The organism is Streptomyces sp. NPDC055632 (assembly GCF_053618675.1).
In genome coordinates this window covers 303,332-322,124 of the sequence record NZ_JBSHHY010000004.1, presented here as the reverse complement: position 1 = coordinate 322,124, position 18,793 = coordinate 303,332, and the positions used below count along the sequence as shown (strand labels likewise).

The 18,793-nt window shown below is 74.7% G+C and carries 17 protein-coding genes and 1 pseudogene; 10 read left to right on the top strand and 8 right to left on the bottom strand.

Annotated elements, in window-relative coordinates; genetic code table 11:
- Positions 1–5: 5 nt before the first annotated feature.
- From ACWGSR_RS08930 to ACWGSR_RS08915, 4 genes and pseudogenes are all read right to left on the bottom strand, one after another.
- On the bottom strand, positions 6–1,205 hold the full coding sequence (locus tag ACWGSR_RS08930) for an AAA family ATPase (RefSeq protein ID WP_376231108.1): 1,200 nt from the start codon (positions 1,203–1,205) through the stop codon (positions 6–8).
- On the bottom strand, positions 1,202–2,878 hold the full coding sequence (locus tag ACWGSR_RS08925) for an ankyrin repeat domain-containing protein (RefSeq protein WP_453564807.1): 1,677 nt from the start codon (positions 2,876–2,878) through the stop codon (positions 1,202–1,204). The genes ACWGSR_RS08930 and ACWGSR_RS08925 overlap by 4 nt, the downstream gene beginning before the upstream one ends.
- On the bottom strand, positions 2,875–4,011 hold the full coding sequence (locus tag ACWGSR_RS08920; protein WP_453564805.1) for a gala protein: 1,137 nt from the start codon (positions 4,009–4,011) through the stop codon (positions 2,875–2,877). The genes ACWGSR_RS08925 and ACWGSR_RS08920 overlap by 4 nt, the downstream gene beginning before the upstream one ends.
- Positions 4,012–4,086: 75 nt before the next feature.
- Positions 4,087–4,159, bottom strand: a pseudogene (locus ACWGSR_RS08915).
- Positions 4,160–4,550: 391 nt separating this feature from the next.
- Here ACWGSR_RS08915 and ACWGSR_RS08910 point away from each other — a divergent pair.
- From ACWGSR_RS08910 to ACWGSR_RS08880, 7 genes are all read left to right on the top strand, one after another.
- Positions 4,551–4,982 carry a subtilase-type protease inhibitor gene (locus ACWGSR_RS08910; RefSeq protein WP_453564803.1) on the top strand — a complete coding sequence of 144 codons (432 nt, stop codon included), beginning with the start codon at positions 4,551–4,553 and terminating at the stop codon, positions 4,980–4,982.
- Positions 4,983–5,215: 233 nt separating this feature from the next.
- The gene (locus ACWGSR_RS08905; RefSeq protein ID WP_453564800.1) at positions 5,216–6,412 is read left to right on the top strand and encodes a serine hydrolase domain-containing protein; all 1,197 of its coding nucleotides are present in this window, start codon (positions 5,216–5,218) and stop codon (positions 6,410–6,412) included.
- A 159-nt stretch (positions 6,413–6,571) separates the two neighbouring features.
- The gene (gene abc-f / locus ACWGSR_RS08900; RefSeq protein ID WP_453564797.1) at positions 6,572–8,233 is read left to right on the top strand and encodes a ribosomal protection-like ABC-F family protein; all 1,662 of its coding nucleotides are present in this window, start codon (positions 6,572–6,574) and stop codon (positions 8,231–8,233) included.
- 102 nt (positions 8,234–8,335) lie between these two features.
- Positions 8,336–9,148, top strand: coding sequence for a universal stress protein (locus ACWGSR_RS08895; protein WP_453564795.1), 813 nt, complete (start codon positions 8,336–8,338; stop codon positions 9,146–9,148).
- A gap of 569 nt (positions 9,149–9,717) precedes the next feature.
- Positions 9,718–10,131, top strand: a complete 414-nt coding sequence (locus ACWGSR_RS08890) for a hypothetical protein (protein WP_453564792.1) — start codon at positions 9,718–9,720, stop codon at positions 10,129–10,131.
- Between the two features lie 67 nt (positions 10,132–10,198).
- Positions 10,199–10,960, top strand: coding sequence for a bestrophin-like domain (locus ACWGSR_RS08885; protein WP_453564790.1), 762 nt, complete (start codon positions 10,199–10,201; stop codon positions 10,958–10,960).
- A 75-nt stretch (positions 10,961–11,035) separates the two neighbouring features.
- A complete protein-coding gene (locus tag ACWGSR_RS08880; RefSeq protein WP_453564787.1) occupies positions 11,036–11,644 on the top strand; it encodes a hypothetical protein in 609 nt (202 codons plus the stop codon).
- 36 nt (positions 11,645–11,680) lie between these two features.
- On the opposite strand, the gene ACWGSR_RS08875 is transcribed toward ACWGSR_RS08880, so the two are convergent.
- The 4 genes from ACWGSR_RS08875 to ACWGSR_RS08860 form a co-directional block, all read right to left on the bottom strand.
- Positions 11,681–12,052 (bottom strand): ClpX C4-type zinc finger protein, encoded by a 372-nt coding sequence (locus ACWGSR_RS08875; protein WP_376231118.1) that lies wholly within the window; start codon positions 12,050–12,052, stop codon positions 11,681–11,683.
- Positions 12,053–12,197: 145 nt separating this feature from the next.
- Positions 12,198–13,400 (bottom strand): vWA domain-containing protein, encoded by a 1,203-nt coding sequence (locus ACWGSR_RS08870; protein ID WP_376231306.1) that lies wholly within the window; start codon positions 13,398–13,400, stop codon positions 12,198–12,200.
- A 212-nt stretch (positions 13,401–13,612) separates the two neighbouring features.
- A complete protein-coding gene (locus tag ACWGSR_RS08865) occupies positions 13,613–14,887 on the bottom strand; it encodes an AAA family ATPase (RefSeq protein ID WP_453564784.1) in 1,275 nt (424 codons plus the stop codon).
- Between the two features lie 246 nt (positions 14,888–15,133).
- The gene (locus ACWGSR_RS08860) at positions 15,134–16,636 is read right to left on the bottom strand and encodes a hypothetical protein (protein ID WP_453564781.1); all 1,503 of its coding nucleotides are present in this window, start codon (positions 16,634–16,636) and stop codon (positions 15,134–15,136) included.
- Between the two features lie 312 nt (positions 16,637–16,948).
- Here ACWGSR_RS08860 and ACWGSR_RS08855 point away from each other — a divergent pair, with 312 nt between their 5' ends.
- From ACWGSR_RS08855 to ACWGSR_RS08845, 3 genes are all read left to right on the top strand, one after another.
- Positions 16,949–17,494, top strand: coding sequence for an EF-hand domain-containing protein (locus ACWGSR_RS08855; RefSeq protein WP_453564778.1), 546 nt, complete (start codon positions 16,949–16,951; stop codon positions 17,492–17,494).
- Positions 17,495–17,733: 239 nt separating this feature from the next.
- On the top strand, positions 17,734–18,069 hold the full coding sequence (locus tag ACWGSR_RS08850; protein WP_366377935.1) for an ArsR/SmtB family transcription factor: 336 nt from the start codon (positions 17,734–17,736) through the stop codon (positions 18,067–18,069).
- Positions 18,070–18,198: 129 nt separating this feature from the next.
- Positions 18,199–18,573, top strand: a complete 375-nt coding sequence (locus ACWGSR_RS08845) for a hypothetical protein (protein WP_376231122.1) — start codon at positions 18,199–18,201, stop codon at positions 18,571–18,573.
- Positions 18,574–18,793 lie beyond the last annotated feature (220 nt).

The following is an 18,793-nucleotide window of genomic DNA, read 5'->3' as shown; positions in this document are numbered from 1 at the left end:
CCCGCTCACTCGCCGCCCGGCAGCGAGCCGGACAGCCGGAGCAGTTCGACGAAGGCGTCGATGCCGGCGGGCACCGGCCAGTCGAGGTCGCGCATCGCGGCGAGGTCGGCGGCGGCGCGGGCGGCGACGTCGGGCACGCCCGCGTCCACGGCCTTGGCGAGGACCGCCCAGGCCGCCTCCCACCGGGACCGGGTGAGGTCGCCCTGCACGGCCGCCACCACGGCGATGAGGAAGGCCAGCTGCCGGTCGCCGCGCTCGGGCAGGGCGAAGGCGTCCGGGTCGGCCAGGACCCGGTCCGGGTCGGGCAGGTCGAGGTGTTCGAGGTACGAGAGCAGTTCGATCCCCGCCGCCTCGCCCACGGCGCCGGTGAGCGCGGCGGCCAGCGCCTCCCGGCCCGTCGAGGCCGCGTACGCCGTGGCCAGCAGCCGCAGGGCCATCTCCCAGGTGCGCGGGGAGGGCCAGCCGCGGCCCCGTCCGGCGGCCTCGGCCGGCATGTGGTGGACCAGGCCCGGACGGGCGGTGAGGAAACCGGAGACGGCGCCGCGGGCCCGGGCGACCGCTCCGGGGACCCTGGCGGGATCGACGGCCGGGATCGCCACCTCCGGCCAGGTGCCGGCCATGCCGCGGGCGACGGTGCGCGGGTCGTGCCTCCATTCCAGGTGCACGAAGCGGTTGGCGAGCGGCGGGCTCAGGTGCCAGCCGTCCGCGGCGCTGGCGGGCGGATTGGCCGCGGCGACGATCCGTACGGCCGCCGGGAGTTCGAGGCTGCCGACCCGGCGCTCCAGGACCACCCGCAGCAGGGCCGCCTGCACGGCCGGCGGGGCGGAGGACAACTCGTCGAAGAACAGCAGTCCGTGACCGGTCCGGGCGAGGCGCACCGCCCAGTCCGGCGGGGCCATGGGGACGCCGGTGGCGGCCGGGTCCTCGCCCACGACGGGCAGCCCGGCGAAGTCGGAGGGCTCGTGGACGCTGGCGATGACGGTTTCGAGCCGCACGCCGAGCGCGGCGGCGAGCCGCTCCATGCCGGCGGACTTGCCGATGCCCGGCTCGCCCCACAGCAGGACCGGCTGATTGGCCGTCACCGCCACCGCCAGCGCCTCCACCTGGGGATCGGTGGCCGGCTCGGTGCGGGTGGCGCCAAGGAGGGCTCCCAGGGCGTCGGCGGCCGCCAGGGCCCGGTCGGGCCGTGACCGGAGCGTACTCATGCGTCGTCCTCGTCCTCGTCGTGCTCGTGCGTCGCGCGGTACTCCAGGTGCCGTTCGAACCCCCTGGAGCCGAGCTCGGGGAACTCCTCGTCGACGCGGTCCCGCAGGAAGGCCAGGTCGGCGCGCTTGTAGCGGCGGATCTCCTGGGACAGCGACAGGTCCGTCCCGTCGACGACGTCGATCCGGGAGCCGGCCGCGAGCAGGGCCCCGACCAGCTCCGCCGAACTGCCCCAGTGCACGGCGGACAGCAGCGGGGTGCGCCCCTCCTTGTCCCGCGCCTCCAGGTCGAGTCCGGCCGCCAGCAGCCGGGGCAGCAGCGCGTCGTGGTCGAGCAGGTGGAGCGAGTGCAGCAGCCCGCGGCCGCGGGCGTCCCGGACCCGGGGGTCCATCCCCGCGTCGAGGAGCGCCACCACGCCCGGCGTGTCGCCGTGCTGGGCCCGCAGGAAGAGCTCGCGCCGCTGCTCCCCGAGGGCGCGCGGCAGCCGTCCCTCGCCCGTGGTCCAGGACCGCTGCGCGGCGAAGCACCCCGACACCGCGCCGCCGAACGCCCGCAGGGCACGCTCCCGCCGCTGCTCCTCGGGGGTGTGGGGCACGTCGAGCGCACCGCCCCGCGAGCGAACCTCGTGCCACTCGCCGCGGCAGCGCACCCGTACCGGCCCGCCCGCGTCGGGGCCGGGCGGACCCACCGCCGGTCCGGCGCCGGGGAACAGCGCGGCGGAGACCAGCGGGTGCAGGGCGGGCGGGGAGATCCGGCCGGTCCGCACCAGTTCGAGGTCGGGGAGCCGCTGCCAGGCGTACCGGGCCAGGACCGGGACGGTCGACGCCACACGCCGCTCGACGGTCCGGGCCCGCAGCCCACCGGTCACGGTGCGTTCGAGGACGACGGGGGACCACCAGCCGCTCTCGATGCGGTAGGGGCCTCCCGCGCCGGCCGCCGCGAGCCGCGCCACCTCCGGCACGAGCCGGGTGAGGTCGGCGGGCAGTCGCGCGAAGACCGCCTCGGGGTCCGTCGGGCGCTGGTACGGCCGCGTGGTGGGGACGGTCAGGTCGCACTCGACGCCCGCCGCCGCGTAGGCCTCGACCGTCCTCCCCTCGGCGCGCAGCCGGGCGATCCGCTCGGCGAGGCCGTCCGGGACGGCGAACCGCTCGCCCAGCTCGGACGCGTGCCGGGCGTCCCAGAACGGCCGCATCACGGTCCAGTCCTCCCGGACGAGGGCGAGCCCCGCGTACCGGTTCCGCTTCTCGGGGACGAGCGGCGCGCAGTGCAGGCGCAGCCGCTGCGGGCCCTCGGTCGTGGCGGGCGTGGTGACCGAGAGGACCGGCCCTCCGGGGCCGCCGTAGGAGGCGAGCAGGATCCTCAGGCCGGTGGCGAGGGTGGTGCGGCCGCCCAGGAGCCGCGGCAGGTGCCAGCGCAGCAGGTCCGGGGCCAGGTGCCGCAGGTCCTCGGCCACGGCGGCGGCCACGTCGGCGCCGTGGCGGGCCGCCACCTCGGGCAGCTCGAAGCGGACGTCCACGGCGGCGGCCGCGCAGGCCGCCCGCCAGTCACCGGCCAGCCGGTGCCCGGTGGCCCGCTCGATCATCCAGCCGGGCACGGCGTGGCGCCGGATCCGCTGCCACACCGGACCGTCCTCCGGCCCGAAACCGCCGTGCGGTCCGGCGTCCTCCGCGCTCACCGGTACACGCTGCCGATGGCGCGCAGGTCCGGGTGGGCGGGCCGGGACGGGCGGAGCCGCGCGGAGAAGGAGCGCTTCACGCGGCGGGGCAGGCCGGGGCCCAGGCCGACGTACTCCAGAGGACCGTCCGCGGGCACCGCCGCGAGCAGGCTCTTCGCGCCGCGTCCGGTGAGGCCGGTGTGGCGCAGTTCCAAGCGGCGCAGCGGGCTGCCGGGGAGGGCGGCGGCCAGGGCGTACGCCCCTTCGTCGCCCGGCTCGTTGCCGGGGGCGCCGAGGCTGCGCTCCGACATGGTCCGCCCGAGGTCGAGCGCTTCGACGCCGCCCAGGGAGGCGGCCAGGGCGCGTACTCCGGCGGCGCCGACGCCGTTGCCGCCGAGGCCAAGGCGGACCGGGTGCGCGGAGGCGCCCGCGGCGGAGGCGAGGGCCGCGGCGCCCTCGTCCCCGAGGTGGTTGGCGGAGACGTACAGCTCGCGCACCCCCGCCTCCCGGATCAGGGCGGCGAGGAGCGGGGCGGCGTCGGGGCCGAGGCCGTTGCCACCGAGGAAGAGCCGCTCCAGGGGTCGTTCGCGCTCCAGGAGCGCGTCGAGCAGCAGGCGTACGCCGCCGGTGCCGATCCCGGTGTTGACCAGGTCGAGGGTGCGCAGGGCGGTGTTGCGGCGGAGGAGCGCGGCCAGGGTCCGGGCGCCGTCCTCGAAGAGCGGGTTGCGCTTGAGCCAGAGGGCGCGGACGGTGGTGTCGTCCGCCAGGGCGGCGGCGAGTGCGCCGACCCCCTCGGGGCCGATCCGGTTGCAGCCGAGGTAGAGAGTGCGCAGCCCGTGCCCGCCGGCGAGGGCCCCGGCCAGGGAGGCGGCCCCCGTGTCGCCGATGGCGTTGGTGCCGAGCAGCAGGTGGGCGGCGTGCGCGGAGGCGGTGGCGGCCGGAAGGAGCCGGGCCGCGCCGGCCGGGCCGAGTCCCTGCTTGCAGAGGTCGACGCGGCCGTCGGCGCGCAGGGTGCCCAGCGGGAAGGCCTCGTCGGTCTCGACGGGCCGGTCCGACGCGAGCCGGGCGAGCAGCGGATCGAGACGGGCCGGATCGGCGGGAGGCAGGTCGGGGTGCTCGATCGCGGGGCACCGCACGGGTGTCGGCTGGGTCATCACCACTCCACCGGTTTCCTGCGCCGGTGCCCGGCGTCCGTCACGGCCTGAAGACGAGAACTGCGGAAGCAGACGCAAGACCGGTCGGATTCGAACCGACGTCCTCCAGCTCGATGCGTGGGCGCGACGACCTCTGCGCTACGGCCTTGCTGCCGGTGATCATACGCGCCCGGCGACCGGTAATCGATCACCAGTTTGACAGCCGCTTCCGCCTCCGGGGTCGCCGTCCGGAGCGTCGGTAATCGGCCGTACTGAATGGCCGTTCGGTAAACCGGACGCGTATGCGAGCAGGTCGGCGACCGCCGACGAGGGGGAACCGTCCGGCGCGGAGCGCGTACGGGGCCGTGCCGACGACTCCCCGCACCGCGCCTGAACTGCCGCGACGCCCTCTCGATCACCGATAACCGAGCCCGCATGTCCGAATAACGGTCGTGAAGGTGCGGTAGCTCTGCGTGTCAGACACACTCCGAAGCGCAAGATGAGCGGGAATCGCAGGAGAAACACCGCTCACTTCCTTCGATGAGAAAGAGAATCTTCCCGTGCTTCGTCGTTCCGCCGCAATTTTCGCGGCCGCCCTCCTCTGTCTCGCCGGCACCGCCGGTGCCGCGGAAGCCGGCTCCACCAGCCTGTACGCGCCCTCCGCCGTCGTCCTCTCGGTCGGCAAGGGCGCCGGCTCCGGCCCGGTCACCGTCCTCCGCGCCGTCACGCTCAGCTGCATGCCCGGCCCCGGCGGCACGCACCCCGACCCGGAGGCCGCCTGCGCCGAACTCAGGACCCGGTTCGCGGGCGGCGGGTTCGACGGCCTGCTGGCCTCCCCGAACCCCGACCGGGCGTGCCCGCAGCACTTCGACCCCGTCACCGTCACCGTGGACGGCGTCTGGGAGGGGACCCGTACGTCCTGGCAGCACACCTTCTCCAACGCCTGCGTCATGGGCGTCACCCTGAACGGCGGGGAGACCTTCGCGTTCTGAGCACGCGTCGGCCGACGGCGGGGGAGGCGGGGCGTGACGGGGGGCCCGTGACGGGGACGGTTCGTGGGGCGGGACGGTTCGTGAGGCGATACGGGACGGGACCGGAGCCGGAGCCGGGACCTCGGCCGGATGGAGCAGCGGGAAGGCGCGGGATGACGGGGCGTCCGATGCTGGGGCCGGATCCCATGCGCCGGACGCCCGTCCGCCCGGCGCCCCACCGAGAAGGAGCCCCCGTGTCGGCACGCCCCGGAGCCCGTTCCCGCCCGCGCGCACGGCTGCGCCTGCCCGTCGCCGCCCTCGTCGGCGCCCTGGCGCTGGCCGGCGCCGGCCAGGCCGCGCAGGCGACCGGCACGCCCCCGCCCCCGTCCCCGGACAAGGCCCTGCAGCGACAGCTCGACGACCTCGTCCGGACGGCCGGCGGGCCGCCCGGCGTGATCGCCCTGATGCAGACGGGCGACCGGACGACGGTCCACCGGGCCGGCGTGGCCGACACGAGGACCGGCAGGCCGCCCCGGGCGGACGAGTACATGCGCCTCGCGAGCGTCTCCAAGGCCTACAGCGGGGCGGTCGCCCTGCGCCTGGTCGACCGGCACCGCCTCGGCCTGGACGACACGATCGGCCGTCGCCTCCCCGCCCTGCCGAAGGCCTGGCACAAGGTGACCCTCCGGCAGCTCCTCAGCCACACCAGCGGGCTGCCCGACTTCTCGACCGCCCCGGCGTTCCTGGAGATCCTGATCGCGGACCCGAGGCACCGCTTCGACTCGCGCCGGCTGCTCGACTTCGTCGCCGACCGGAGTCTGCTCTTCCCGCCGGGGTCGCGGTACGCGTACTCGAACTCCGACAACATCGCCGTCGCGCTGATGGCGGAGGCGGTGACCGGCCGGCCGTACGAGCAACTGCTCGAACAGCTCGTGTACCGGCCCCTCGACCTGCGGCAGACCCTCCTCCCGCAGGGCTACCGGATGCCGAGGCCGTACCTGCACGGCTACGACGTCACGCCGCCCGCCCCGCCCGAGGACATCAGCGAGGCCCTCGGCGCCTCCGGCGTGTGGGCCTCCGGCGGCATCGTGGCCACGCCCAAGGACCTGAACGCCTTCGTCCGGGCCTGGGCGGGCGGCCGCGGCTACCTCTCCGAGGAGGTACGGAACCAGCAGCGCCGCTTCATCCCCGGCGCCGCCTCGGAGCCCGCCGGACCCGGCACCAACGCGGGCGGACTGGCGATCTTCCGGTACGAGACCCGGTGCGGCACCGTCTACGGCCACACCGGCAACTTCCCCGGCTACACCCAGCTCGCCGTCGCGACGGCGGACGGCAGGCGGTCCCTGACCTTCTCCATCAACACCCAGACCAGCAAGAGCCTCAAGCCGGACCTGCTGGCCAAGGTCCGCACCGTCCAGGAGAACTTCGTCTGCGCCCTGCTGCGGCGCTGAGCCCCGCCTCCCGTCCGGGGCGCGCAACAAACGGCTGGAGGCGGTACGACACGCCTTGTTACGGTGGGGGCATGGCTTTCTTCTTCGTCTGAGTCCGGGCACGGCCGACGCCGCCGTCTCCGCCGCCCGCAGACCCTCCGTACGCCCGAGGAAAGCCACATGCGCCACCGCGCCCCCACCGTCCTGTCCGCCACCGCTCCCGCCGTGGCGCAGCTGTCCGTCAAGAACGCCACCAAGTCCTACGGCACCCGGACCGTCCTCGACCAGGTCTCCCTCACCGTCCGACCGGGCGAGAAGGCCGCCGTCGTCGGAGAGAACGGCTCCGGGAAGTCCACCCTGCTGCGGCTGCTCGCCGGAGCCGAGACGCCGGACGCCGGGGAGGTCACCGTCCACTTCCCCGGCGGCGTCGGCCACCTCGCCCAGACCCTCGACCTCGACCCGACCCGCACCGTGCAGGACGCCGTCGACCTCGCCCTGACCGAACTGCGCGCCATGGAACGGAGGCTCCGCGCCGCGGAGGAGACCCTCGCGGACGCGTCGGACGAGCAGCTCGCCGCCTACGGCGAGCTGCTCATCGCCTACGAGGAGCGCGGCGGATACGAGGCGGACGCCCGGGTGGACGCCGCGGCACACGCCCTCGGCCTCGCCCGGATCACCCGCGACCGCCCGCTCGGCTCCCTGTCCGGCGGCGAGCAGGCACGGCTCGCGCTCGCCTGCGTCCTGGCCGCGGCCCCCGAACTGCTGCTCCTGGACGAACCGACCAACCACCTCGACGCGGCGGCCGCGCACTGGCTGGCGGAACGACTGCGCGCCCACCGCGGCACCGTCGTCGCGGTCACCCACGACCGAGGCTTCCTGGAGCGCGTCGCCACCACGATCCTGGAGGTCGACCGGGACGAGCGCACCGTGCGCCGGTACGGCGACGGCTGGGCCAGCTACCGCTCCGCGAAGGCCGCCGCCCGGCGCGGCGCGGAGCAGCGGTACGCGGAGTGGGTCGAGGAGGTGGCCCGCACGGAGGAACTGCTCGATGCCGCGGCGAGGCGGCTCTCCACCGCCGGCCGCGACCCGAAACAGGGTTTCGGCAAGCACCGCCGGTCCAGCGAGGCCAAGCTCGGCGGGCAGGTGCGCTCCGCCCGGGAGCACCTGGCCCGGCTGCGCCGCCACCCGGTGCCGAAGCCCCCGGCGCCGCTCCGCTTCACGACGGCGCTCTCGACGGTGCTCCCGACGGCGGACGGCCCGGCCCCGGGCCCCCTCGCCGAGCTCGACGGCGTACGGGTCGGGGAGCGGCTGCGCCTGGACGGACTCCTGGCGATCGCGCCCGGGCAGCGGCTGCTGGTCACGGGCGAGAACGGCGCGGGCAAGACGACGCTGCTGCGCGTCCTGGCGGGCGACCTGGAGCCGGACGCGGGCACGGCACGCCGCCCCGCCCGGATCGGCTACCTCGCGCAGGAACTGCCCGCGCGTTCCACACACCTCCCGCTGCTCGCCGCGTTCGCCGCCGGACGGCCCGGAGCGCCGGACGAGCACGCCGAACGGCTCCTGTCCCTGGGCCTGTTCCGCGAGGAGGACCTGCACGTCCCGGTCGCCGCCCTGTCCGTGGGACAGCGGCGGAGGCTGCGGATCGCGACCCTGGTGACCCGGCCCGCCGACCTCCTCGTCCTCGACGAGCCGACCAACCACCTCGCCCTCGACCTGGTCGAGGACCTTCAGGACGCGCTCGCGGCGTACCCGGGGGCGGTGGTCGCGGTCTCGCACGACGGCGGCTTCCGCGCACGCTTCGGAGGGGAGCGGCTGGAGCTGCGCGCGGGGCGCAGGAGCTGACCCGGACGGGCCCGGCCCCTCCTGCGCGGGGGCGCAGGAATTGCAGCGGCATCCCGACGGGGCGAGGCTGGGAACCCGCAGCTTGAAGTGGAGCAGCCAGCTATGAGCAATCTGGTCGTGGTCGGGGTGGACGGCTCGGCGATGAGCCTCACCGCCGTGGAGGCGGCCGCCGAGGAGGCGGCGCTGCGCGGTGCGAAGCTGCGCGTGGTCCACGTCGAGGTCCCGATCAAGCCCAGGTACGTGGTGCCGGACCCCGCTTCCGCGACCCTGGTCCAGGAAGCGGCGGTCCACGCCCTCGGCGCGGCGCCCGGCCTCGCGGTGACCAAGGCCGTGGTGACGGGCGACGTGATCCACGTGCTGGAGGCCGAGTCGCAGGCCGCCGACCTGATGGTCGTCGGCTCCAGGGGACTGGGCGGCATCACGGGCGTGCTCCTCGGCTCCACCCCGGTGTCCCTGGCCGCCCGCAGCCACTGCCCCGTGATGACCGTCCGCGAGGAGCACGGGGCGTCCGACGGCACGGGGCCGGTCCTTCTGGGGGTCGACGGCTCTCCGGACAGCGAGGAGGCCGTCGACGTCGCCTTCGCCGAGGCGGCGCGGCGCCGGACCGGGCTCGTGGCGGTGCACGCCTGGCAGCCGGACAAGGCCCCGCCCGGCACGACCCCCGAGTCCGCGGCGCGCTCGCTGGCCCGCGCGCTCGCCGGCCGCGCGGACACCCATCCGGACGTCACCGTCCGACGCGACCTGGTGGACGGCAAGCCGCACGAGGTCCTGATCGAGGCGAGCAGGACGGCCCACCTGCTGGTCGTCGGCGCCCGCGGCCGCAGCGGCATCGCCGGCCTGCTCCTGGGCTCGGTGAGCCAGGCCGCGATGACGTACGCGCACTGCCCCGTCGTCACCGTCCGCCGGGCGGCGTGAACCGCCCGCGGCACGACGGCGAGTCACCCTCTCGGGCGACAGGACGAGGGCCGAACACCTGGATGATTCCTCCACTCCGGTGAAAGACCCCGCCTTCGGTCCTCTTCATGAAACACGGCCCGTGACCTGCCCCGTCCATGATCGTTACCCGCTGTGTCGCCACCTCACGGCGACGACGCCTCCGCCCCTTTCGGACGGCCGGTGGCGTACGGGAACGGGTCGTAGCGGGGAAAGGACTGCCGGTGGGCAGCTGGATCAGTGTCGGTCTGGGAGCCGCGGCGGCCCTGTGCCCGCTGCCTCAGCACGGAGGTGCCACGGTCGTCATGGAGCACACCCCGACCACCGACCACCTGGTGGTGTGCGCTCCTGACGTACGGGTCGACATGGGCCACGGCCACCCGGAACCGCCCCGGCCGGCGTCCGCCCTCCCGCCCGCGTGCCACCCCTCGGCGCCGCAGACGCCCGCACCTCCGCCCGCACCGCGGCCCTCGGTACCGCCATCGCCCGCACCTTCACCCGCGCCGCGGCCCTCGGCACCGTCCTCGCCCGCGCCGGCGGTCGAGCCGATCGTGACGTCCCCGCCCCGGCCGGCCCCGTCGGCCGCCCGCCACGCGGCACCCCGGGCCGCCGCGCCGAGGCCCGCCGAGTCCGCCGAGCCCATCGAGTCCGTCGAGTACGTCGAGCCCATCGAGCCCATCGAGTCCGTCGAGTACGTCGAGGAGTTCGCGCCCCCGGCCGGCCCGGCGCCCGACACCACCCCGGCCCCGACCGCGGCCTCGACTCCGGACTCGGCTTCGGTTCCGGTTCCGGCGAAGGTCCGGCAGGCCTTCCGCTGGGTACCGCGCCTGCACTACACCGGCGGCCCCACCCGTCCGGCCCCGGCCGGGATGTCCACGACCATGACCACGGTCGTCGTCACCCTCCCGGGCGTTCTGGCCGCGGCCGCCCTGCGCCCCGGTTCCCGCCGCCGCGGCCGCGCCTGACGCCCCGCACCCTTCCTTTCCTCTTCCCCTTCCCTCCTTCTCCCTTCATCCGTCCTGGAGTTGCGCTGTGCCGGAATGGCTCGTCTACACCCTCGCCTCAGTCCTGGTCTGCTTGCTCGTCATCGCGACGACCGTCATGCGGCACCGCCGGGTGGACGTGGACGAGGACACCTCCGAGACCCCGGACGTCCTGGAGTACATGGTCATGATGGTCGGTGTCGTCTACGCCATCGTGCTCGGCCTGGCGATCGCCGGCGTGTGGGAGGCCCGTGGCGCGGCCGAGGACACCGTCCAGCGCGAGGCCCAGGCCCTGTACGAGATCGACCAGCGGCTCGACGTCTACCCGGCGGCCTTCCGCGTCCAGGTCAAGGAGCACATCGACGCCTACGCCCAGCACGCCGTCACCAACGAATGGCCCGCCATGAAGGACGGCGTGCCCGTCGACGCCACCGGCGCAGGCCTGCTCGGCCGCATCCGCGGCGACATCGCCCACCACACCCCGGCCGACGAGCTGCAGGCCCAGGCCTACCAGCCGCTGCTCGACCAGGTCGCCGCCGCGGACAGCGCCCGCCACCAGCGCCTGGACAGCGCCGGCACCACCCTGCCCGGCGCGGTCTGGTTCGGTCTCGTCGCCGGTGCCGTGGTCACCCTCGGCCTGCTCTACACCCTGCAGATCCGCCGCTCCGCCCGCGAACTGCTGCTGGCCACCACCTTCAGCTCCCTGGTGGTCTTCCTGCTCTTCCTCGTCTGGAGCTTCGACGCTCCCTTCGGCCACTCCGGCACCGACTCCGCCCAGCCGCTGAGCGACCTGATCACCCCGACCGCCTGACCCCTGCCCGGGGCAAAAGCCCCGAAAAGTCAAGGGACTTGACCTCAACCGCGGTCGAGGTCGGAGGCTGGTGGCATGACCGACATCGTCACCGGCCTCCGGCCGATCGCACGGCCCGATCCCACCCGTCCGGACGCGGGCCTCGTCCTGGCGTCCCTGTGGCACACCGAAGGGCCCGAACAACAGCGGAAGGTCATGTCCGGCGTCATGGACGCCTGGGAGGAGACCCGGCTGCCGACCGCGTACCTAGCGCGACACTGCCTGGCGGGGTCCGACGGCCGGACCGTTCTCAACTTCGCCCAGTGGACGAGTTCCGGAGCCCACCGGGCCTTCGCCGCCGACCCCCGCAACCAGCAGACCCTCGGCAGCGCCGTCCAGGCGCTCTACTCGGCCGGTCCGCCGGGCCGTTACGTCCCCCACCGCCTCACCCGCCGGAACGACGGGACCGCCCGGTGCTTCACCGCGACGTGGTACGACACCGAGGACGCCGGGGCGGCCCGCTCGCTCGCCGACGCACGGGCCGGGCGCGACCCCGTCGCCTCGAACGCGGTGACGGAGCGCTTCTACGTCGCCGAGGACGGACGACAGCTCCTCGTGCTCACCGGGTTCGAGGACGAACCGGCCGACGGTCTCCGGTTCCGGCCGTTCCGCGGCCTTGTACGGCCGGCGGGCCGGGAAAACTGACCGTGGAACCCGCGGCGGGCGGATGGCGTTCCCGGGTCACTCCTCCCCGGAGAACCGTTCCCAGGCCGACTGGCGGGTGACGCCCAGCGCCTGGCCGATCCTGGCCCAGGTCACGCCGCGCCGCCGGAGTTCCGTGACCCACATGCGCAGATCGGCCTCGATCTGGTCGGCGACGGCCGCGACCCGCGGCAGCCGTTCCAGCATCTCGGCGTCGGTCAGTTCGCCCCACATCGGCATCCGCAGCTCGGTCGGGCCCGGCCGGTACTCGGCCACGATCGAGGCGGCCAGGTCCACGCACTCGGTGCAGATGTTCACCCCGGGCCCGGCGACCAGCTTGGTCACCTCCGCCTCGGGCTTGGCGCAGAACGAGCACGCCCGGCCGTCCCGGTCCGTCGTTTCGGCGAGCACGGCGCAACCTCCTCCACCGACGACCTGCTTGTCAGGCCGTCCCTGACGGTCAGCTTAAGGACGTCAGGGACGGCCTGACAAGCGGAGTGGGTGCGGGGCCCTCCGGGTGCCGGGTACCGGATGCCAGGTGCCAAGTGGCCCGGTGTCAGCCGATGGTGACGACGCGTGCCCAGGCGGGGGGCGTGTCGGGGACGTAGTCGGGGTCCTCCTCGTTCACGGCGCCGGTGGGCCGAGGGAAGAGGCCGACGACGGTGCGGCAGGGCGGCTGCGCGGAGGGCCACGGCGTCTGGCCGTCCGTCAGGGCGACGATGACGTCCGGGCGGGGCCGGGCACGGAGCGCCCGGGCGAAACCGGAGCGCAGATCCGTGCCGCCGCCACCGATCAGCTCGATGTTCTCCGCACGGCAGAGCGGCACGGCGACACCGGCCGCCGCGTCGCAGGAGATCACCGAGACCAGGTCGCGCCGCCCGCCCACCGCCCGCGAGATCGCCGCCACTTCCAGGAGCGCGCTGCCCAGTTCGGCGTCGCTCACCGACCCCGAGGTGTCGATGACCACGCAGACCTTGGGCGGCATGCGGTGCAGGCTCGGCAGCACCACGTCCGGGACGCCGGCCGAACGCCGGGACGGACGCCGGTAGCTGTGGTTCTCACCCGTCCCGGGCGCCCCCGCCGCCGAACGGATCGCGGCCCCGAGCAGGCGCCGCCACGGCTGCGGCGTGTGGAACGCCTCCTCCGCCCACCGGCGCCATCCCTCCGGCGCGTCGCCCGGCCGGCCCTTGATGCCCTCCGCGACCCGGAAGCGCACCGCGTCCCGCTGCTGCCTGCTCAGCCCGTGGGCCCCGTCGGGCCCCAGCTCCCACGGCCGCCCGTGGCCGTCGGCGCCGCTGCCGCAGTCCAGCCAGGCCAGACCGGCGAGCCCGGACAGCGAGGCCGTCCGCAGGTACTCCTCCATCAGCAGGTCCTCGGGCAGCCGCAGCAGCGACGGCAGCACCGCTCCGGCCGGCCGGAGCAGACCGTCGCCGTAGATGTCGTCGTTGATCTCGAAGTCGGCGGCGATGTTGCGCCGCAGCCGCTCTCCCGGTCCGTACTCGCCGTGCTCCTTCGCGTACCGCTCGCCCCGGCCGTGGTGGTCCCGGAGCAGGTGGGAGACCTCGTGCACCCAGACGCCCGCCAGCTCCTCCACCGGAGTGGACGCCACGAAGCGCGGGGAGACGTAGCAGCGCCAGTACGCGTCCACCGCCATCGTCGGCACCGAACGGTCCTCCACCACGTGCAACGCGAAGAGCGCGCCCGCCAGATAGGGCCGCACCTTGACGGCGTGCAGCCGGGCGGCCAGCAACTTGTCCATGTCCAGGGCGGGTCCGGTCGCACCGGCCGGCCCGCCGGAACGGGACGAGCCGCCGGGCCCGGCCGACTCGCCGTGACCGCCCTGCCCGCCGTAATCGCCCGGCCGTATCGCCACGGTGGCCCGCACCGGGCGCGGCGGCGGGAGAGGGGCCATCGGGCGGGGGAGCGGGGGCGGGAGCTTCCGGTGCGGCGCCCGGGGCCGCGCGGTCCCCGTCACCGGCGCGCCCCCGCCGTACGCCCGGCGCCGGCCGCGGCGGTGGCCCGTCCCACGGACCGGTCCGCGCGCCGGGCGAGTCCGACCACTCTGGCCAGCCGTTCCACCGACGCGGGGATCTCCCAGTCGTCGCGACGCAGCGCGGCCAGCATCGTCGCCGGGGCGACGAGCAGGTCCGGCGCGCCGGTCTCCAGGGCCCGGACCAGCACGGCCCAGCCGGCCTCCCACCGCTCCCGCTCCGGGCGCGCGCCGACGGCGGCCACCACCGCCTCGAGCGCCGCCTGGCGCAGGTCGCCGCGTCCCGGCAGTTCGGCGGAGGCCGGATCGGCCAGCAGCGACTCGGGGTCCGGCAGGTCCATCCGGTCCAGATGGGCCATGAGTTCGAGCCCCGGGCCGTCCCCCACCGCTCCCCGCACCAACAGCGCCAGCACCTCCCGCGACACGGAGGCCGCCGTTCCGAAGGCGAGGAGGGTCAGCGCGGCCTCCCAGCTCCGGGGCGAGGGCCAGGCGCCCCCGCGCTGCGTCTCGGTGCCCGGCAGCCGGTGGATCAGCGTCGGCCGGGCCTTCAGGAAGCCGCAGACCGCGCGACGGGCGAAGGCCACCGCCTCCGGCAGCCTCTCCGGAGCCAGCCGGGGCAGCTCCGCCCGCGGCCAGACCCCGCCGAGACCGCGCACCACCACCTCCTGGTCGTGCACCCAGTACAGGTGCACGAACCGGTTGGCCAGCGGCGGGCTCAGCTCCCATCCGTCCGCCGCCGACGCCCGGGGGTTGGCGGCGGCCACGATCCGCACGTCCGGCGGCAGCCGCAGCGTGCCGACCCGCCGCTCCAGGACGACCCGGAGCAGCGCGGCCTGCACGGCGGGGGTGGCGGTGGAGAGCTCGTCGAGGAAGAGCAGTCCCCGCCCGGCGCGCACGAGTTCCACGGCCCACTGCGGTGGTGCCATCGGCACTCCCCGTACCTCCGGGTCGTCGCCCACGATCGGCAGCCCGGAGAAGTCGGACGGCTCGTGGACGCTGGCGATGACGGTGGTCAGCGGCAGGCCGAGGGAGTCGGCGAGCTGGGTCAGGGCCGCGGTCTTGCCGATGCCGGGTTCGCCCCAGAGCAGTACGGGCAGGTCGGCGGCGACGGCCAGGGTGAGCGCTTCGAGCTGCTCGTCGGAACGGGGCTCGGTCGTCGTCGTCCGCAGGAGTCCGAGGAGGTCGTCGGCCAGGGCGAGGCGGGTGCCGACCGCCGGAGAGGGGGCGGGGGCGGGGGCGAGGGTACTGAACGTCATGGGCATCACCTGAGGGGATCGAGGGAACGGGACGACCCGTCCCGGACGGTGGGGGACGTGGAAGCGCTCGAAGCGCGGTACGGGCGGAGGAGTCCGGAGAGCGGAGGAGCCCGGAAGCCGGAAGAACTCAAGAGGACGGAAGGGTCCGGAGGAACTCCTAGGAGCCCGGAGAAACTTGTAAGAGCCCGGAAGGACCTCGAAGGGGGATCGGAGCAGATCAGAGGGTTCGGAGGGCGGGCGAGCCGGTCACCGGAGCAGCCCGGTCCGGGGCCGGGACAGGCCGTTCCGTTTGAGGCGCATCGCGGAGGGCGTACGGCGGTCGAGCCGGGGACGCCGGCCCACGTCCGCGGACCCCGCGCCCGAGGCGTTCGCGTTCCCGCCGCCCGCCGCGTCGGCGCGCACACCGGCGGCGGGGTGTTCGGGCACGAGGCCCGCGCGGAAGAGGCCGTGGTCGACGCGCCGGGCCGCGGCGGACACCAGCTCCTCCCGGAGCGGGCCGTCACGCAGGACCGCGTCGGGACCGAGGAGCCCCGTCACGACGGCCAGCGCCCCGGAGACGTCGCCGTGCCCGAGCCGTTCCCGGACCGCGGGCAGGGCCTCCGGGCTGCGGTGCACCCCGTCGATCGCCCGCAGACAGGGCAGCGCCGGGCCGCCGAGGGCCACAAGCAGCTCCTCCCGGCGCAGAGTCACCGGATCGTGGTCGATCGCGGCCAGCACCCCGTTCCTCAGCGCGATCCGGTGGACCTCGCCCCGGCACTCCACCCGGTGCGGATCGTCGGGCTCGTGGAAGAGACCGGACGCCACCGGAGGGACGGCGGGGACGCACGCCGCCAGGGCCCCGGCGACCAGGGGGTGCAGTCGCTCGGACGTGATCAGCCCCCCGCGCAGCAGCTCCAGGTCGGGAAGGGTCCGGGCCGCCGCTTCCGGCAGTACGGGAAGCGCCGCCACCTCCTGCGGCGGCAACGGCTCCCTCAGCGGTGCGAGGACCGGGACGTGGCCGTCGTCGGGAGCGACGAGCCGGAACACTGCCCGCCGCCCCGCACCGGACCGTACGGTGAAGGCCCCGCGCGGGCCGAGCCCCTCGGCTCGCGACAGCGACTCCGCTTCGGCCGCCCACCGGGCGACCGCCCAGGAGCCGTCCCGGGCGAAGGAGGCGTCGAGCCACGCGGGCGGCGGCGCCGTGGACGGCGGTCCGGCCGCGCCGGACCGCCGCGCCAGGTCGCCGGACCTCTCCGCGTCCCAGAGGTGCCGGTGCAGGTCGAGCCGGAAGCGCCGGTCGGGATGCGGGTGCGGGTGGACGTACGGAGTGCGGCCGGGAACGTCGTTCCCGGACCCCTCCCACACGGCGAGCGACATCCGCTGCCCGGCGTCCGCCCAGGCCGGCGGGGTGCGGACCACCAGGCTCAGCGGCACGGCACCCGGGTCCCCGTAACGGGCCAGAACCGTGGTGAGACCGGGCCGGAGCCGTCCGTCGGGGGCGATGCGGGGCATGTGCCAGCGGAGCAGGTCCGGTGCCAGGCGCCGCAGATCGGCACGGAGCCGGGCGGTGTGAACAGTGCCGTGGCGGTTCGCCACGGCGCGCAGATCGAAGTCGACGTCGATCCGGGCGGCGGCACAGGCCCCCGCCCAGTCACCGACCGCACGGCGTGCGGTCGTGGTCTCGATCATGGACGGTGGCACGGCGTACCGGCGCACGCGCTGCCACATCAGGAGGCGGGTCGGAATCTCGTTCGCGAGGTGGTGTGCCATCAGCACTCACCTTGCGTGAACGAGTCCCCCAATCGGTACGAGGAGAAGTTCTTCATCCCCCGCATCGTAACCCGCTGCCGTTCGATTCCACAGCCGGTTTTTTCGGAGGACGAAAGGCGGCTTTCCGGAGGTCGGACGACATCCGGCGGACGGCTCCCACTCCCGCGGGTGATCCCGGGCGGTCAAACGGGGCGCGCGGGGCACCGGGCGTACGAGCGGGGCCGCGGGCACGCCCCCTCGCGCCACCGGGCGCCGTTGGGGCGCGGCCCTCCACGGGCAGGATCGCCGGGGACAGCGACAGAAAGGCCCACCGTGGCAAGTGAGTTCCAGCGCGACAAGCTCGTCGGCATGTTCCGCGCGTTCGACGCCGACGACAACGGCTACCTCGACCAGGGCGACTTCCGGGCCCTCGCGGAACGCTGGAGGGCCCTGCCCCGTGTGCGACCGGATTCCGAACTGGCCGCACGCGTGGACGCGCTCATGCTGGGCTGGTGGGACCACCTCGCGGCCCACGTGGACACGGACGGGGACGGCAGGATCGACCTGGACGAACTCCTCGCCATGGTGGACCTGCTGCCCACGATGCGCGAGGTCGTCGCCGCGACCGCCGAGACCGTCTTCGACGCCGTCGACGAGAACGGCGACGGCCGGATCTCTCCCGCCGAGCACCGGCGGCTGGTCGACACCTGGCACGGCGGGAGCGTCGACGTCGCCGACGTCTTCGACCTCCTCGACCAGGACGGGGACGGCTACCTCAGCCGCCCCGAGTTCACCGAGCTGTGGGTCCAGTTCTGGATCAGCGACGACCCGGCCGAACCGGGCAACCAACTGTGCGGCCCCGTGCCGACCCGCACCTGACGGGTCCGCCCGGCACCCCGCTCGACGGCCGCGCCCGGCACGGAACGCCGAAGGACACGACGCCGGCTCCGAGGAGACGGGGCGGCTCCGATGTGCGAAGACGGTGTGCCGCGGTGCGGGAGTCTGGGATCGTGGGGGCGACAGCATCGGCGGATCGACGACGGCCGCCCGTAGCCAGGGAGGGGCCCACTGTGCCAACACGCGCACCCAGGGCGGCGGGCGGCGAACCGGCCACCGAGGTGAGCACGCCGCTCTACCAGCTGAAGGCCGAGTTCTTCAAGACCCTCGGCCACCCGGTCCGCATCCGGGTCCTGGAGCTGCTCAGCGTCCGGGAGCACGCCGTCTCCGAACTGCTCCTCGAAGTGGGCGTGGAGCCGGCGGCGCTGTCCCAGCAACTGGCCGTGCTGCGCAGGTCGAACCTCGTCCTGACGCGCCGCGAGGGCGTCAGCGTGTACTACCGCCTGGTCAACGACGAGGTCGCGGAGCTCCTCCGGGTCGCCCGCGGCATCCTCACCGGAGTGCTCCAGGGTCAGGCCGCGCTCCTCGCGGACCTGGACGCCTCGGCCCGCCGCTGACCGCCCGACGGAGTCGCCCTGCCCACGTGTTCGGGCGAAACGCCCCCGGGGAACGGGCGGGATGGGTAGCGTCGCATCGACCGGGCGCGCAAAGACGCCCGGCATATCCACTACGGAAGGCGGCAGCCCATGGCGAACGTGGAAGTCTCTCTCAAGGAGATCATGACCCGGGTGGAAGGCAGTCTCGCCGCCGCGGTGGGCGACTACACCAGCGGCATGACCCTGGGATCCCTCGGCGGCGGACGCGACTTCGACGTCCACGTCGCGGTCGCGGGGAACACCGACGTGATCCGGGCCAAGGTCCACACCATGGAACTCCTCGGCCTCCAGGAGCAGATCGACGACATCCTCATCACCCTGGGCAACCAGTACCACCTCATCACCCTCGGGAAGGGGCGGGGCAAGACCAGCCTCTTCCTCTACCTCGTCCTCGACAAGCACAAGGCCAACCTCGCCATGGCCCGGCATCAACTGCGCCGAGTCGAAGAGGAGATGGAGGTCTGACCCCTCCGTCCTTCGCATGCCCAAGACTTGCAAAAATTTGAAATTCTCTACGAAGGGATTTCCTGAAGTCTGAAGGCCCGGCTCGCACGGGCCCGCCCACGGCGGCCGGTGGGAAGGGCGCGTCCAACTCTCTTATACGCTTCAGTCGCAGCCGACGCAGAGTCAGGTTATGAGCGCGGTGGGCGCCGGGTAGTGAGAAGCCGATGGCGGGGGGGGTGGT